We start from the raw sequence: 15701 nt of genomic DNA, 5'->3' as shown, positions 1-15701 counted from the left end.
ATAGAAAGGCAAAGGAAGAAGTATAATGAATAGTATTAAAATAAAACCTTCTAAATTAAGAGGACATATTATTATTCCTCCTTCTAAAAGTTTAAGTCATAGGGCAATAATTTGTGCAGCACTTTGTAATAAAGGGGAAAGTATTATAAGTAATCTTATTTTATCAGAAGATATAAAAGCTACTATAGATGGAGTAAAAGCTCTAGGTGCTAATACGGAACTTATAAAGGAAGAGAATAATATATATAAATTAAAGGTAACTAAAAGTCAATATGATATTGATTTAAAAAAAGATAAAAAAATAAGTATAAATTGTAGGGAATCAGGTTCTACTTTAAGATTCTTAATTCCATTAGGGGTGGCATTAAAAGAAGAATGTGAATTTACTGGATACGGAAAATTAGTAGAAAGACCTTTAGAAGTATATTATAAAATTTTTGATGAACAGGGAATTGTTTATGAAAATAACAATGGTAAGCTTCCTTTAAAAGTTAAAGGAAAATTAAAAAGTGGTCAATTTAAAGTAGAAGGAAATATAAGTTCCCAATTTATATCAGGGTTATTTTTTACATTGCCATTGTTAAGTGATAATTCTCAGATCAAAATAATAAATAACCTGGAATCTAAGGGATATATTGATTTAACTTTAGATATTTTAAAGAAGTTTAATATACATATAGAAAATAATAATTATGAGGAATTTTTAGTTAAAGGAAATTCAGAATATAAAGCATTAAATTATAAAGTAGAGGGAGATTATTCGCAGGGAGCTTTTTTCTTAGTAGCTAAAGAATTAGGAAATAAGGTTTTATGTGAGGGTTTAGAAGAAAATTCTCTTCAGGGAGATAAAGAAATTTTAAATATTATAAGTAAATTTCAAGATTTAAAAGAGAATGAAATAGTTATAGATGCTTCTCAAATACCTGATTTAGTACCTATTTTAACGGTATTAGCTTGTTTGCAAGAGAACAAAATAACTAAAATAATTAAAGCAGAAAGACTTAGAATAAAGGAATCAGATAGATTAAAAGCAATAGCTACCGAATTAAATAAATTAGGTGGAGAAGTGAATGAGCTTCCGGATGGGTTAGTTATTAAGGGGAAGAACACTCTAAAAGGAGGGGCAAAAGTTAGTAGTTGGAATGATCATAGAATTGCTATGGCATTAGCTATTGCAGCCACTAGGTGTGAAGAAGAAGTAATATTAGAAGGATTTGAAGCTGTAAATAAATCCTATCCTGATTTTTGGAATGATTATAAATCTTTAGGAGGAGAAATTTATGAGCTCAGTTTGGGGAAATAAATTAAAACTTAGTATTTTTGGAGAATCCCATGGTGAAGGAATTGGTGTTGTAATAGATGGACTTCCAGCAGGAATTAAATTAGATTTAGACTATATAAATAAAGAAATGCAAAGAAGAGCACCAGGAAAAAGTAAGTTAGCTACAGGAAGATGTGAAAGTGATTTATATAATATTTTAAGTGGGTATTTTGATGGCAAAACAACAGGAACTCCATTATGTGCAACCATATTAAACAAAGATAAACGTTCTAAGGACTATAGTAAATTTAAAACACATATGCGACCTAGTCATGGTGATTATACAGGATTTCTAAAGTACTCAGGATTTAATGATTATAGAGGGGGAGGACACTTTTCAGGAAGAATAACTGCTCCTTTGGTATTTGCAGGAGCAATAGCTATGCAAATATTAGAAAAACATAAGAAAATTTTTATAGGAAGTCATATTAAAAGTATTTATACTATAGAAGAAGAGGAATTTTCATTAACTGATGTTACTAAAGAACAATTAAAAAACTTAAGAAATAGTGATTTTCCTGTTTTGTGTAATGAGGTTGGAGAAAAAATGAAAAATGAGATTTTAAAGGCTAAGCATGATGGTGATTCAGTAGGTGGTGTAGTTGAATGTACAGCTATAAATATTGAAGGTGGTTTTGGTGAACCTTTTTTTGATTCTATAGAAAGTAGACTTTCTCATATTCTGTTTTCTATTCCCGCTGTGAAAGGAATAGAATTTGGAAAGGGATTTAATATTAGTAAATTAAAAGGTTCTAATGCTAATGATTGTTATTACATTAATGAAGGAAAAATTTTAACTAAAACAAATAATAATGGTGGAGTTTTAGGTGGAATAACTAATGGAATGCCTTTAAATTTTAAAGTGTGTATAAAGCCGACTCCATCTATATCAAAAGTGCAAAATACTGTCGATATATCTAAGATGGAACAATCTCAACTTGTAATTGAAGGAAGACATGATCCATGTATAGTTCCTAGAGCAATTCCAGTTGTAGAAAGTGCTGTTGCTATTACTATTTTAGATTTTATTTTAGAAAGAGAGGGTGAATTGTGGATAAAAAATTAAATTTACAAGAACTTAGGGAAAAAATAAATAATATTGATAAAGAATTAGTGGGGTTGTTAGAACAACGCTTCCAGTGTGTTATGGAAATAGGAATGTATAAAAAAGAAAATTTAATTCCTGTGTTAGATTCAAAAAGGGAGTTAGAAGTTATTGAAAAGTCTAAAAATTTATTAAATAATCCACAATATGATAAATATTTAGAAAAGTTATACACAGAAATAATGAAAACTTGTAGACAACTTCAAAAAGATAATGTACTAGATAAGTAATGCATACTAAATAATACACTATTTAGTATTGCTTGTACACTAAAATATTAAAAAGTTAGCTATAAGGGGTAGAATCATGGTTATAACCAGCTTAGATAAAGATAAACTGAAGAAAGATTTTATTAGAATATGGATTGATGAAAGTAATGAATTTCCTGAATTTAAGGAAAAGATTAGTTTATATAAAAAAATAGAGAATGAAGAAAGATTAAATAAATGTATAGATCAAATATTTAAGTTAATAAAGGAATTTTCAAGTGATATAAATGAGCAAGGGGTATGGAAGACAAAGATTAAAGAAGTCTTAAAGAGAAGTTTTTTTATTTCTTATTCAGAAGACTTTCCACCTAGTATGGATGAGTTTGTAAATAAATTTTTTTATATTACGGAAACATTTTTTATGGAGGCAAGAACATTTGATAAAGAAATAAGCATAGAAGATATATTACAGGCTATGCGAAATGTATGGAGTATGTGTCTAATTCAACTTTTGTTAGAAGAAGAAATAGAGTTTACCCCATCTATATTTGCATATAGTATGTTATATCCTTATACAGATAATTATTTAGATGATTTAAATATTTCTGGAACCGAAAAGAATAAATTCAATTGTGATTTAAAAAAGCGTTTAAAAGGTGAATTACACATTGAAACAAATAAAAACAATGATAAAATCTTTAAGCTTATAGAAATGATAGAAGGACAATTTGAAAGGGATAAATATTTACAGGTTTTTGAAAGTCTTGTAGATATACAGGAGGCACAAGAAAGAAGTTTAATCCAACATAAGAAAAATATTAAATTAAATGAAAAAGAACTTTTAGATATTTCAGTTGAAAAGGGCGGATTTTCTGTATTAGCTTCGGGATATCTGATTAAAGGACTTCTAACAGAAAAACAAATCTTCTTTTTATACGGATATGGATTTTTACTGCAACTTTGTGATGATTTGCAAGATGTTAAAGTAGATATAAAAAATAATCATAATACCCTTATATCAAGGGTAGGTGAAAGATGGAATCTAGATAGTGTAACTAATAATTTGTTTAATTTTAATAATTTTATATCGAGCTTATTAAATGAATTTGACTTAAGTGGTATGGAATGGATAGAGGATTTTGTAGAGAAAAAGATGTTAAATTTGCTTTTTTTCTGTGTATGTAAAAATAAAAAATTCTATAGTAAAAAATATTTTAAATGTATGGAAGAGTATTTTCCATATAGAAGTAAATATATAATAAAATTAAATAAAAAAGTTAATAAAAAATATAAGAGATTAATAAAAAAGGTTGGACGTGAAAAAATTAATGAGGCTATTATTTGTGCTTTAAGTTAATATATATTTATATACAAAATAGCTTACAACAGTATACATAAAAAATAAAACATATTATTTTAAAATATACACGATATATATAGGGAGATGATATTTATGGAAAAGTTGTATGGTATAATTGGAGAAAAATTAGGACATACATATTCTCCAGAAATTCACAAAAAAATTTTGGAAGCAATTAATATTAAAGGGCAGTTTGGGGTTTTTCAAGTTAGGAAAGATCTTTTAATAGATGTTGTACCTGGATTAAAAGCATTAGGTTATAATGGGGTTACTGTTACGATTCCATATAAAGTGGATATAATGAAATATTTAGATGAGATAAGTATAGAAGCAAAAAATATTGGCGCTATAAATGTAGTTGATATAAAAAAAGGAAAAGCCATAGGGTATAATACGGATTATTATGGTTTTGGTATGACTTTAAAACATTTTGACATAGATATTCAGGGTGAAGAAGCAGTAATTTTAGGTACAGGGGGAGCATCTAGGGCTGTGGTGCAATATCTTGTGGATAATGGGATTAAAAATATTATTTTTGTAAGTAGAAATATTGAGGAAGCAAGAAAAAAATATCCTAAATATGAGATTATAAGTTATAAGGAGTTAGATACAATAAAAGAGAGTAAACTTGTAGTAAATTGTACTCCAGTTGGTATGTATCCTAAAAATGAGTTTACACCAATGGATAAGAAATATTTAAAAAAATTCAAAGCTGTTGTAGATATAATTTATAATCCATTAGAAACATTATTTTTAAAGGAAGCTAAGGAACAAGGTTTAAAAAGTGTAAATGGTATGTATATGTTGGTAGCTCAAGCTGTTAGAGCACAAGAAATTTGGAATGATATTGAAATTCCTTATGAGGTTGTAGATAAGATCTATGAATATATGATACAAAAATAAGTAATGGAGTAAAGTGTGAATATGAATATTGTTTTAATTGGTATGCCAGGGTGTGGAAAAAGCACCTTGGGTTCTTTTTTATCTAGAAGATTAAATTTAAGATTTATTGATTTAGATGAATATATAGAAAATAAACAAGAAAAAACTATAAAAGAAATCTTTAATAATGGAGAAGAGTATTTTAGAGATATAGAAACTGATGTGGTGAAAGAAGTAAGTATATTTAATTCTACTATAATTTCAACAGGTGGAGGAGTTGTAAAAAGATATGAGAATATACTACAACTTAAAAAAAATTCTATAATCATTTTTATAAATAGGCCTATAGAAGAAATTTTAAAGGATATAGATTGTGAAAGTCGTCCACTTTTAAAAAAAGGAAAAGAAAAATTATATAGGCTATATGAAGAAAGGTTACCATTGTATAAAAAGTATTGTGATGTAGAGATATTAAATGATAAACATATAGATTTAGTTTTAGGAGATATTATTAAATTACTTAAAAGAAAGGAAATAATTTAGAATGAGAATCTTAGTTATTAATGGACCAAATTTAAATTTTTTAGGTATTAGAGAAAAGGGGGTTTATGGCAAGGAAACTTATGAAGAATTATGCAATTTTATAGAAAACGAAGCTAAAAATCTTGGAATTGATATTGATATACGTCAAAGTAATATAGAGGGAGAGATTATAAATTTTATACAAGAAGCTTATGAAAATATTGATGGAATCATTATAAATCCAGGTGCATATACTCATTATAGTATAGCTATATTTGATGCATTAAAGTCTGTAAATATTGATACTATAGAAGTTCATTTAAGTAATATATATAAACGTGAAGAATTTAGACATAAATCAGTAACAGCTCCTGCTTGTGTTGGACAAATTTCAGGATTAGGTTTTTTAGGATATAAGTTAGCAATGGAAGCACTATATTATAGAAAAAATAAATAGATTTAATATAAATTATAAATAATAAATATTAGATTATACCACTGTTAAAGTTTAAAATAAAATTATAAAAGCTTTAGGAGGGGATTTTATGCATAAAGATCAATTAATAAACTTAGAACCTTCAGTTAGAGAACAAGTTATGAGAGAGGAACTTGGAGAAGAAAAGTGTAAGATTTTAGATAAGTATGGATTGCACCCTAATGAGAGAATATATTGGGAAAAAGTACAAGAAAAATATCCTACACAAGAATATTTTAGTCATAAATTTGCAGTAAAAAGTTCAGTACTAGGTATGATTTTTCATATATATAGATTATGTTTTGCTAAGACTAAATATTTTGAAAATAATTGGGATAAGTTTATTCCGTGTGTTTATACCCTTCGAGAAGGATTTATAGAAACAGAACTGTACAATATGGAATTTATTAAACATAAAAAAACAGGATTAATTATAGATCTAAGAGAACTATCTAAAATTCATTGGATTCAAGATTTTAAAGACTTATGCTTATATATAGAAAATAAAGAAAAAGAGTTAGAAAGAAAAATTGGATAGTATATAAAAATAAAAGATATAGATAACTTTTAATTAGAAATATATATAGTTATAAAAATGCAAATTCATATAAGGTGGATTTGCATTTTTATATTATTGAGTTAAATATTAAAAAATGTGGTCATTATTCATTTATAGAAAAAACTGAAGAGATTTTAGAAAGTATAGATAAATTTTTATTAAAACATTAAGTTATTATATAAATCATAGTAATTAATGATAACTTTTATTAAGATAATTAGTTGAATCTCTAAATGGGTTGTGATAATATGGAAGCAAAGTTAAATAAAACAGGGGTGCTAGAATATGGCTAGCTGAGATAAAGATCCTTAAAATCTTTGACTCTTTGACCTGATCTGGATAATGCCAGCGTAGGAAACATATTTATAAATTAATTTGTTTTTGTTACAAATTATATTTGTTTATGATAATGCAAATCCGAAACTGGATTTGCATTTTTGATTTTAAATTAAAAAATAAAAAGTTAGAGTAACAATATATTTACAATTAGGAGGAAATGATATGAAAAATGTTTTAACTATTGCAGGATCAGATAGCTGTGGGGGAGCAGGTATTCAAGCGGATTTAAAAACTTTTTCAGCGCATGGAGTTTATGGTATGTCTGTCATTACAGCTGTTACTGCGCAAAACACTATGGGAGTTCTAGCAGTTCAAGACATAGAAAGAGATATCATTGAAAAACAAATAAGCTGCATATATGAAGATATAGAAGTGAGTGCAGTAAAAATTGGTATGGTATCTAAGATAGAAACTATAGAAGCAATTGCAGAAGGTCTTTTAAAGTATAGAGCAAAAAACATTGTTGTAGATCCTGTAATGATTTCTAAAAGTGGATATGACTTATTAAAACCGGAATCAAAAGACACATTAATTAAAAAATTACTTCCTATAGCTACAATTGTTACACCTAATTTACCAGAAGCAGAAGTTATCTTAGAGAGAAAAATAACAACATTGGATGAAATGATTGAAGCAGCTAAAGAAATACATAGTAAAGGACCTAAAACTGTTTTAGTTAAAGGTGGTCATTTAGAAAATGATGCTACTGATGTTTTATATGATGGAAAAGAAATTTATTTATTAAAGGGTACAAGAATAGATACTAAAAATACACATGGAACAGGATGTACATTATCTTCAGCTATAGCTTCAAATTTGGCAAATGGTTATGATGTAAAAGAAGCAGTACAAAAAGCTAAGGAGTATATAACAATGGCTATTGAACATTCCTTTGCAATAGGACATGGAGTCGGTCCTACAAATCATTTTTATAAGTTATATAAAAGTTCAGGATTAATAGATTAATAAAATAAATTTTCGGTGTAAGGAGGGGAAATTTAAATGATAGAGGAGAATAGGGAAGTAAATGGAAGTATACTACAATCTTGTTGTGATACACTTACTGCTTTAAGAGAAAAAAAACCACTAATTCATCATATAACTAATTATGTTACAGTGAATGATTGTGCAAATATTACTTTAGCCATAGGGGCATCTCCTGTAATGGCAGATGATATAAATGAAGTTGAAGAAATGACATCAATAGCGGGAGCTTTAGTTATAAATATAGGTACATTAAATACAAGAACTGTTGATTCTATGATTAAAGCGGGAAAAAAAGCAAATGAACTTAATATACCAGTAATCCTAGATCCAGTAGGAGTAGGGGCTACAAAATATAGATTAGAAGTTGCAAAGAAACTTTTAGAAAATGTTAAGTTTACTGTGGTTAGAGGCAATATGTCAGAAATTAAAATATTATCGGGAATAAAATCAGGGATAAAAGGTGTTGATTCAACGGAGAGTTTAGACGGTAAAGAGAAAATAGCTAAAAATTTGGCTTTAAAATTAAAATCAGTTGTAGCAATAACAGGAGCCATAGATTGTATTTCTGATGGAAAAAGAATTGTTTCTATAGAAAATGGACATTCTATGTTATCTAATGTTACAGGGACAGGATGTATGAGTACTTCTTTAATAGCTTCGTATACTTCTATTTTCAAAGATGGTTTTATAGGTGCAATAGGTGGGTTAGTATCAATGGGTATAGCTGGAGAAAAAAGTTTTGAAAGTTTAGTAGATGGAGACGGAATAGGAACTTTTAGAATAAGAATTTTCGATAATATATATAATTTAACAGAGAGTGAACTTTTAAATAAAGCAAAGATATATTAAGAAGAAGGTGAGTATATGAAAAAATCTAATATAGATTATACTTTATATTTAGTAACGGATAGAGAAATTTTGGGAAATAGAAACTTAGAAGATGCTGTAGAAGAAGCTATTTTAGGTGGAGTTACCTTGGTTCAATTAAGGGAAAAAAATTGTTCAAGTTTAGAGTTTTATAATACTGCTAAAAATATAAAAGAAATTACACGTAAATATAATATACCTTTAATTATAAATGATCGATTAGACATAGCACAAGCAATAGACGCAGATGGAGTTCATATTGGACAAGAAGATATGCCAGTTGATCTTGCAAGGAAAATTTTGGGGCAACATAAGGTTATCGGAGTTTCAGCTCAAACATTGGAACAGGCACTTATAGCAGAAGAAGAAGGTGCAGATTATCTAGGTGTAGGAGCAATTTTTAATACTACTACTAAAAGAGATGCTATCCAAGATATGGGATTAAAAATATTGAAAGATATAAAAGTAAAAGTTAATATACCTATAGTTGGAATAGGTGGTATAGATCATAGTAATGCAAAAAGCGTAATCCAGACCGGTGCAGATGGAGTTGCTGTGGTTTCGTGTATTTTAAAAGAGACAGATATAAGAAATTCAAGTAAAAGATTATATGATATAGTTAAAAAATAAATATAATAATACTTTTTAAAAGTCCAAAAGTAACTTATATAAAATTACTTTTGGATTTTTTTATATATAAAAGATAATTTATTTCACTTAAAAAGTTACATATACTTTGAATTTATAAATTATGTAAGAAGAACTAAAGATAATTAAATATTTAGCCGAGAATCATAGAATAATCATTAGTTTTACAAATAAAATTTATAAGATAAGTAATATATAAAATCTTTTTTTAGAACTTGATAATACACTATGATAAAGTATAAAAAGATTTAAATGTTTTAAAAAGTTTATAATAATAAAATTTTTAAATAAAGTTATAGTATATAAAAGGCAATAATTTAAATATAAAGGTTATTTTAAGATTATATAGATTCTTATTTTTAAATCTAAAATATTATTATGTAGTTATATATTATAAAATACATATTTCACAAAAAATATTACAAAATTACTGAACCATTGAGATTAAATTTTTTATTAAAAGTTTAAAAAATTTGAAATTGTTATTGGATTATATGAGTTTTATACTTTAAATAAATTATAGAATTGGTATAATAAGTATAGAAATTTATTTTAGACTTCACTAGAATAAACAAAGGAGTTGTAAAAGCATGGATTTAAATAATAATGAGAACTTAACGATGGAAGAGGCTATGTTAGATATAGATAAGTCTATGAAAAAGATTAAGACAGGTGATATTGTAAAAGGAAAAGTAGTTTCTGTTTTAGAAAATGAAGTTATAGTAAACATAGGATATATGGCAGATGGAATAATTCCGGTTGAAGAGTTATCATTTGAAGATGTTGTACCAAGTGATGTAGTTAAAGAGACAGAAGAAATTTTTGTTTATATATTAAAGAGAGATGATGGAGAAGGAAATGTTCTTTTATCTAAAAAAAGAGCCGATGAAATTAAGCTTTGGAATTCTTTGACTGAACTTTATAACAGAAAAGAAAATGTAATATTTAAAGTTAAAGAGGTAGTAAAGGGAGGATTAAGAGGTTGTGTTAACGGACTAAAAGCTTTTATGCCGGCATCCCTAGTGTCAGCTGAATATACAGATGATTTAAATGTATACTTAGAAAAAGAATTAGAATGTAGAATAGATGAAATTAGTAAAAAAAATCAGAACATTGTTGTATCTAGGAAGGTTATAGAACTAGAAGAATTAAACAAAAAGAAAGAAATACTTTGGAATTCTATTAAAAAAGGGCAAAAAGTAAAAGGTGTTGTAACTAAAATAATGAATTTTGGTGCTTTTGTTGATTTAGGTGGAATAGAAGGTTTAATACATTTATCTGAATTAGCATGGAGAAAAGTTAAGAATGCTTCAGAAGTTGTTTCTATACGTCAACCGGTTAACGTATATGTATTAGATGTAGATAAAGATAAGAAAAGAATTGCTTTGAGTTTAAAACAATTAGGAGAAAATCCTTGGGACAATATTGAGGGAAGACTTATAGAAGGAAGTGTAGTAGAGGGTGTTATTACAAGACTTTTAGATTTTGGAGCATTTGTAGAGATAGAAGAAGGAATAGAAGGACTTGTACATGTAACTGAAATTTCTGATGAAAATATAGTTAAACCATCTAATATGCTTACAATTGGAGAAAGAGTTAAAGTTAAGATATTGTCCATAGATAAAGAAAATCATAGGTTGTCTTTAAGTATAAAGGAAGCTAAAGAAAAAGTAGTTGAAGATTTTTCAAGTTATGTGGATGATGAAGAAAATACAAATTCTTTAGGAGATTTATTTAAAGATAAACTAAAAAATTTAAATTTAAAATAATTTATATTATTGAATTTTATACAATAAGAATGAATTTTAACATTTAAATGTAGTAAGAAAGAGTATCTTAATTTTCCTAAAAATAAAGATACTCTTTTATTGTATTCTTATGCCATACAATACATAAAATGTAATAAATCTACGAAAATAAAAAGTAAGAACAAAAATAAAATTAAATAAATTTAAAATTTAATGAAATTATCCTTAAATATGATGAAATTACAGAAAGTTTAAATTATAATGTTAAGTGATAAATAAATTAATACATAATTTAAGAAAAATAGAGGGTGTTAATTGTGGATAATATAGATGAAATTTTAAAATTTAGAAGAGAATTTCATAAATGTGCAGAAGTAGGATGGTTAGAATTTGAAACAACTATAAAAATTATTGAATATTTAAATGAGTGGAACATAAAAACAATATATGGTAAAAAAGTACATAGTTTTAGAATGGGGTTACCTACAGAAGCACAGAAAGAGAAACATAAAAAGTGTGTTATAAAAAGAAATCCACAATTAAATCATAAAAAATATAAGGAAATTTTTGAAGGATATACTGGGGTAATAGGAGTTTTAGATACAAAGAGGCAAGGTAATAATACAATTTTACGTTTTGATATAGATGCCAATAATGTGGTAGAAACTGATGAAGAAAAGCACATACCAAACAAAGAGGATTTTGCCTCATATAATTATGGTATGATGCATGCTTGTGGACATGATGCACATATTGCAATAGGTCTTATGGTTGCAAAAGAAATAAGTAAACTTAAAAATGAACTTACAGGTAAAATATATTTTATTTTTCAACCGGCAGAAGAAGGTGTAAGAGGAGCAAGTAGTATAATAGATAGTGAAATAGGTGAAGAAATTTTTAAAAAAGCAGACTATTTTATTTCATCGCATATAGGATTTTCTGGAAAGGACAATGAAATTGTTTGTTGTACAGAGGGATTTTTAGGAACTACTAAATTAGATATAGAGTTTTATGGTAAAGCATCACATGCAGGTGCATGCCCTGAAAATGGTAGGAATGCCTTGTTAGGGGCTAGTAATTGTATTTTAGGATTATATAGTTTGACTCAATTTAGTGGAGGCATTAGTAGAATTAATGTGGGAACATTAATGGCTGGTACGGCCAGAAATGTAGTTCCAAGTATAGCAATTTTGGAAATAGAAACCCGATCAGATGAAGAAGAGATAAATATAGCATTAGTTAATAGAGTGAAAGATATTGTAAAGGGATCAGCTAATATGTATGGGCTAGATTATAAAATAAAAAAGCAGGGGATGACTAGTGCATATAAAATTGGTAATAGAAAATTTGGGTATGAGATTTACGACTGTTTAAGTAACTTAAATTTGAGTTTAATAAAAGTTAGTAATTTTGGAGCATCAGAAGATGCTACTTCTATGATGAGAAAAGTGGAGGAAAATGGAGGACAAGCAATATATATGATTATAGGTACAAATAGGGCAGATGAACATCATAATGAACATTTCGATATTAATGAAAAAAATCTTATTAATGGATTTAATGTTTATATGAGTATTTTAAAAAAACTAAATAACCCTGTTGAATCTACGAATATTAGGGGATAATGGATATGAAAAGGGGAAGCTGCAATGAAAAAAACTTTAAAAGGTAGATTTATGTTCCCAGTTCTTTTGTCAGCAGCTTTAGGCATATGTGTATTAATATTTATTTTTTATTCTCAGGCCAAGCAGATAATAACTAGTGATATAGAGAAGATGTCTAAAGACAAAGTTGAGAAAATGGTTGATAACGTTGATAACAAATTAAAGAATTGGAAAGAGATTCTACAAATACTTGCTACAGATGATGAAGCAAAAAGATTAAATGGAAAAGATCTTTTTAATGAAATAAGTAAACAGAAAAAAATTTTTGATGATTTTGAGTTAATGACTATTATCGATGAAAAAGGAAATTATTATGATAGTAAGCATAGAAGAGGAAATGTTAGTGATAGACAATATTTTAAGGATAGTATAGAAGGATATACTAGTATTTCAGAACCCATTATTTCCAAAAGGGATAATAAAGCTGTAATAGTTATTTCTACACCTATAAGTGATAAGAAAAATATTAAAGGAGTATTATGTGCGGAGGTAAGTCTTTCTTATTTAACGTATATTATTAACTGTGAAAAAATTGGAGAAAAAGGATATGCATTTATGATAGATTCAGTAGGTAGATTAATGGCATATCCAGATAAAAATAAACTGTTAACTACTAATATAATTGATATGAATGATGAAGATTTAAATTCTATATGTAAAGATATGATTAAAGGAATAGATGGAGTAGGCAGATATAATTATAATGGTGAATTAAAAATGGTGGCATACAAACATGTATTAGAAGCACCATGGTCTATAGCAATGACAGCAAATTATAAGGAAGTTTTTCATGATTTAGAAGTCTTTAAAAATTTTATTATAGTTATAGGAATTATAGTTTTAGCGATTATTATATATTTCATATATATAGTGGTAAATTCTGTTACTGAACCAATTAAAGAAATAAAGGATTGTATAGAAATTGCAACAACGGGAAATCTTGAAGTGCAATGTAATATTAATAGTAAAGATGAATTAGGGGTACTTGGAGATAGATTAAATAAGTTAATTAATGAAAATAAAAGGTTAATAGATGAAACTATAGAGTATGATAGAATTAAAATGGAGTTTTTTGCTAATATATCACATGAATTAAAGACACCTATAAATATCATTTTTTCCACTGTTCAATTGTTAAGCTTATATGCTAACAAAAATGAAGATGTTAGTTTTAATGATTTAGAACAAGATAAAATGAGGAAGTATCTTAAAATTATGGAACAGAATTCTTATAGACTAATAAGATGTGTTAATAATTTAATTGATTTAACGGAATTAGATTGTGGAGTATTAACACCTAAGCTAGTTAATACTAACATAGTTGAGGTAGTAGAGGAGATAACTATGGCCACTGTAGAATATGTAAAAAGTAAAGATAAAAAAATTATTTTTGATACAGATATAGAAGAAAAGTATATGGCTATTGATGTAGAGAAAATTGAAAGAATAATTTTAAATTTAATTTCTAACGCCTTAAAGTTTACGGAACCTAAGGATGTTATTATAGTAGGAATATATGATAAAGGTGAAGAAATCGATATTGTAGTTAAAGATAGTGGTAAGGGAATTCCACAAGATAAACAAAAAATTATTTTTGAGAGATTTAGGCAGGTTGATCAGTTATTAAATAGAGATCACGAAGGATCAGGAATAGGTCTTTCATTAGTAAAAGCCTTAGTAGAAATGCATAATGGAGAAATTAGGGTAAAAAGTAAAGTAGGAGAAGGTAGTGAGTTTATAATAACATTACCAGTACATTTTATTAAAGGGCAAGAGATAGAAGAAAATAAATTAGTTAGAGAACCTAAAATTCAAAAAATTGAAATTGAATTTTCAGATATATATGGATAAGATAATATGTAAGAATATATACTAATGGTACAATAACTATGAATTAAGAAATTTTTAAAGAATTATGGTAAAAGTTTTTAACAAAATTCAATTTATGTTATAATATTAATGAAAAATAAACTTTGGAGGGAAAAATATGAGCATACATATTGGAGCTAAACCAAACGAAATAGCAAGCACTGTACTATTACCAGGAGATCCTTTAAGAGCTAAATTTATAGCAGAAACTTTTTTAGAAGATGTGGTTTGCTACAATGAAATTAGAGGAATGTACGGTTTTACAGGAACTTATAAAGGAAAAAGAGTATCTGTTCAAGGTACAGGTATGGGTGTTCCATCAATTTCTATATATGCAGATGAGTTAATAAATAGTTATGGAGTAAAAAATCTTATAAGAATAGGTACATGTGGAACTATTCAAAAAGATGTTAATATAAGAGAAGTTATTATAGGAATGAGTGCATCAACTGATTCTAATATAAACAATATAAGATTTAGTGGAATGAATTTTGCGCCAACAGCTTCTTTTGAACTTTTAAAGAAAGCTTATGATAAGGCACAAGAGTTAGGTGTAAAAACTCATGTAGGAAATATATTAACTTCTGATACTTTCTATTATGATGAGCCAGATGCTTGGAAAATCTGGGCTAAGTTTGGGGTTTTAGGTGTCGAAATGGAAAGTGCTGCTCTATATACATTAGGAGCTAAATATGGAGTAAACACATTAGCATTATTAACAGTTAGTGATAATTTAATAACTGGAGATAAAGCAACTTCTGAAGAACGTCAAACAACATTTACTCAAATGATTGAAATTGCTTTAGGATTAGCAGAATAATTTTACTAAGAAGCTAAGCTCTATTTAGAGTTTAGCTTTTTTAAGTTAAATCTTTATAAAATTTGTTTACTAATTTAGCTTAGAAACATATAATACAAATATAGGTAAAAATATATATTTGAAATGTTTTTTAGGTGAGATTACTGCAATGAATATAAAGTACGACCTATACAGAAATCTTCATTTATCAATGTTAAAATGAGGATTTTTTTTTTATTTAATAATAAAAAAAGGTTCTGTTAATTAATTATGAAAGATTAACTATCTCAATCGCAAAATTACGAATTTAAGCGTTAGCTTGGAATAATTATATATATAAATTTAAA

The 15701-nt window shown here is 26.9% G+C and carries 15 protein-coding genes and 1 riboswitch; all 15 genes read left to right on the top strand.

The features are described from left to right. Positions 1-25: 25 nt before the first annotated feature. Positions 26-1303 carry a 3-phosphoshikimate 1-carboxyvinyltransferase gene (aroA, locus tag QOZ93_RS11015; protein ID WP_111940756.1) on the top strand — a complete coding sequence of 426 codons (1278 nt, stop codon included), beginning with the start codon at positions 26-28 and terminating at the stop codon, positions 1301-1303. After that, positions 1281-2387, top strand: a complete 1107-nt coding sequence (aroC, locus tag QOZ93_RS11010; RefSeq protein WP_307356463.1) for a chorismate synthase — start codon at positions 1281-1283, stop codon at positions 2385-2387. Before aroA ends, aroC begins: the two co-directional genes overlap by 23 nt. Continuing rightward, positions 2372-2656 (top strand): chorismate mutase, encoded by a 285-nt coding sequence (locus QOZ93_RS11005; protein WP_162630326.1) that lies wholly within the window; start codon positions 2372-2374, stop codon positions 2654-2656. The genes aroC and QOZ93_RS11005 overlap by 16 nt, the downstream gene beginning before the upstream one ends. 76 nt (positions 2657-2732) lie before the next feature. After that, positions 2733-3992 (top strand): hypothetical protein, encoded by a 1260-nt coding sequence (locus QOZ93_RS11000; RefSeq protein WP_307356462.1) that lies wholly within the window; start codon positions 2733-2735, stop codon positions 3990-3992. A 96-nt stretch (positions 3993-4088) separates the two neighbouring features. After that, positions 4089-4898, top strand: a complete 810-nt coding sequence (aroE, locus tag QOZ93_RS10995; protein ID WP_307356460.1) for a shikimate dehydrogenase — start codon at positions 4089-4091, stop codon at positions 4896-4898. A 21-nt stretch (positions 4899-4919) separates the two neighbouring features. Beyond that, positions 4920-5420, top strand: coding sequence for a shikimate kinase (locus tag QOZ93_RS10990; RefSeq protein WP_162630327.1), 501 nt, complete (start codon positions 4920-4922; stop codon positions 5418-5420). A 1-nt stretch (position 5421) separates the two neighbouring features. After that, complete coding sequence (gene aroQ, locus QOZ93_RS10985) at positions 5422-5856, top strand: type II 3-dehydroquinate dehydratase (RefSeq protein ID WP_307356458.1); 435 nt, start codon at positions 5422-5424, stop codon at positions 5854-5856. An 88-nt stretch (positions 5857-5944) separates the two neighbouring features. Beyond that, positions 5945-6412 carry a hypothetical protein gene (locus tag QOZ93_RS10980; RefSeq protein ID WP_307356456.1) on the top strand — a complete coding sequence of 156 codons (468 nt, stop codon included), beginning with the start codon at positions 5945-5947 and terminating at the stop codon, positions 6410-6412. Positions 6413-6694: 282 nt separating this feature from the next. After that, positions 6695-6809, top strand: a riboswitch (TPP riboswitch). Positions 6810-6934: 125 nt separating this feature from the next. Then, the gene (thiD, locus tag QOZ93_RS10975; protein ID WP_307356454.1) at positions 6935-7738 is read left to right on the top strand and encodes a bifunctional hydroxymethylpyrimidine kinase/phosphomethylpyrimidine kinase; all 804 of its coding nucleotides are present in this window, start codon (positions 6935-6937) and stop codon (positions 7736-7738) included. A gap of 36 nt (positions 7739-7774) precedes the next feature. After that, positions 7775-8608 carry a hydroxyethylthiazole kinase gene (thiM, locus tag QOZ93_RS10970; RefSeq protein WP_307356452.1) on the top strand — a complete coding sequence of 278 codons (834 nt, stop codon included), beginning with the start codon at positions 7775-7777 and terminating at the stop codon, positions 8606-8608. Between the two features lie 15 nt (positions 8609-8623). Then, positions 8624-9256: a thiamine phosphate synthase gene (thiE, locus tag QOZ93_RS10965; RefSeq protein WP_307356450.1), complete on the top strand. Its 633-nt coding sequence runs from the start codon at positions 8624-8626 to the stop codon at positions 9254-9256. Positions 9257-9864: 608 nt separating this feature from the next. Continuing rightward, positions 9865-11043: a 30S ribosomal protein S1 gene (gene rpsA, locus QOZ93_RS10960; RefSeq protein ID WP_307356448.1), complete on the top strand. Its 1179-nt coding sequence runs from the start codon at positions 9865-9867 to the stop codon at positions 11041-11043. Between the two features lie 296 nt (positions 11044-11339). Next, complete coding sequence (locus QOZ93_RS10955; protein ID WP_307356446.1) at positions 11340-12647, top strand: amidohydrolase; 1308 nt, start codon at positions 11340-11342, stop codon at positions 12645-12647. A gap of 24 nt (positions 12648-12671) precedes the next feature. Beyond that, complete coding sequence (locus QOZ93_RS10950; RefSeq protein WP_307356444.1) at positions 12672-14537, top strand: sensor histidine kinase; 1866 nt, start codon at positions 12672-12674, stop codon at positions 14535-14537. A gap of 136 nt (positions 14538-14673) precedes the next feature. Beyond that, complete coding sequence (deoD, locus tag QOZ93_RS10945) at positions 14674-15375, top strand: purine-nucleoside phosphorylase (RefSeq protein ID WP_111940777.1); 702 nt, start codon at positions 14674-14676, stop codon at positions 15373-15375. Positions 15376-15701: the final 326 nt, after the last annotated feature.

The sequence above is a fragment of the Hathewaya limosa genome, from assembly GCF_030815255.1.
Taxonomy (GTDB): domain Bacteria; phylum Bacillota; class Clostridia; order Clostridiales; family Clostridiaceae; genus Hathewaya; species Hathewaya limosa.
Note: the sequence above shows the minus strand (reverse complement) of the source record. Positions and strands in the feature narration are given on the sequence as shown.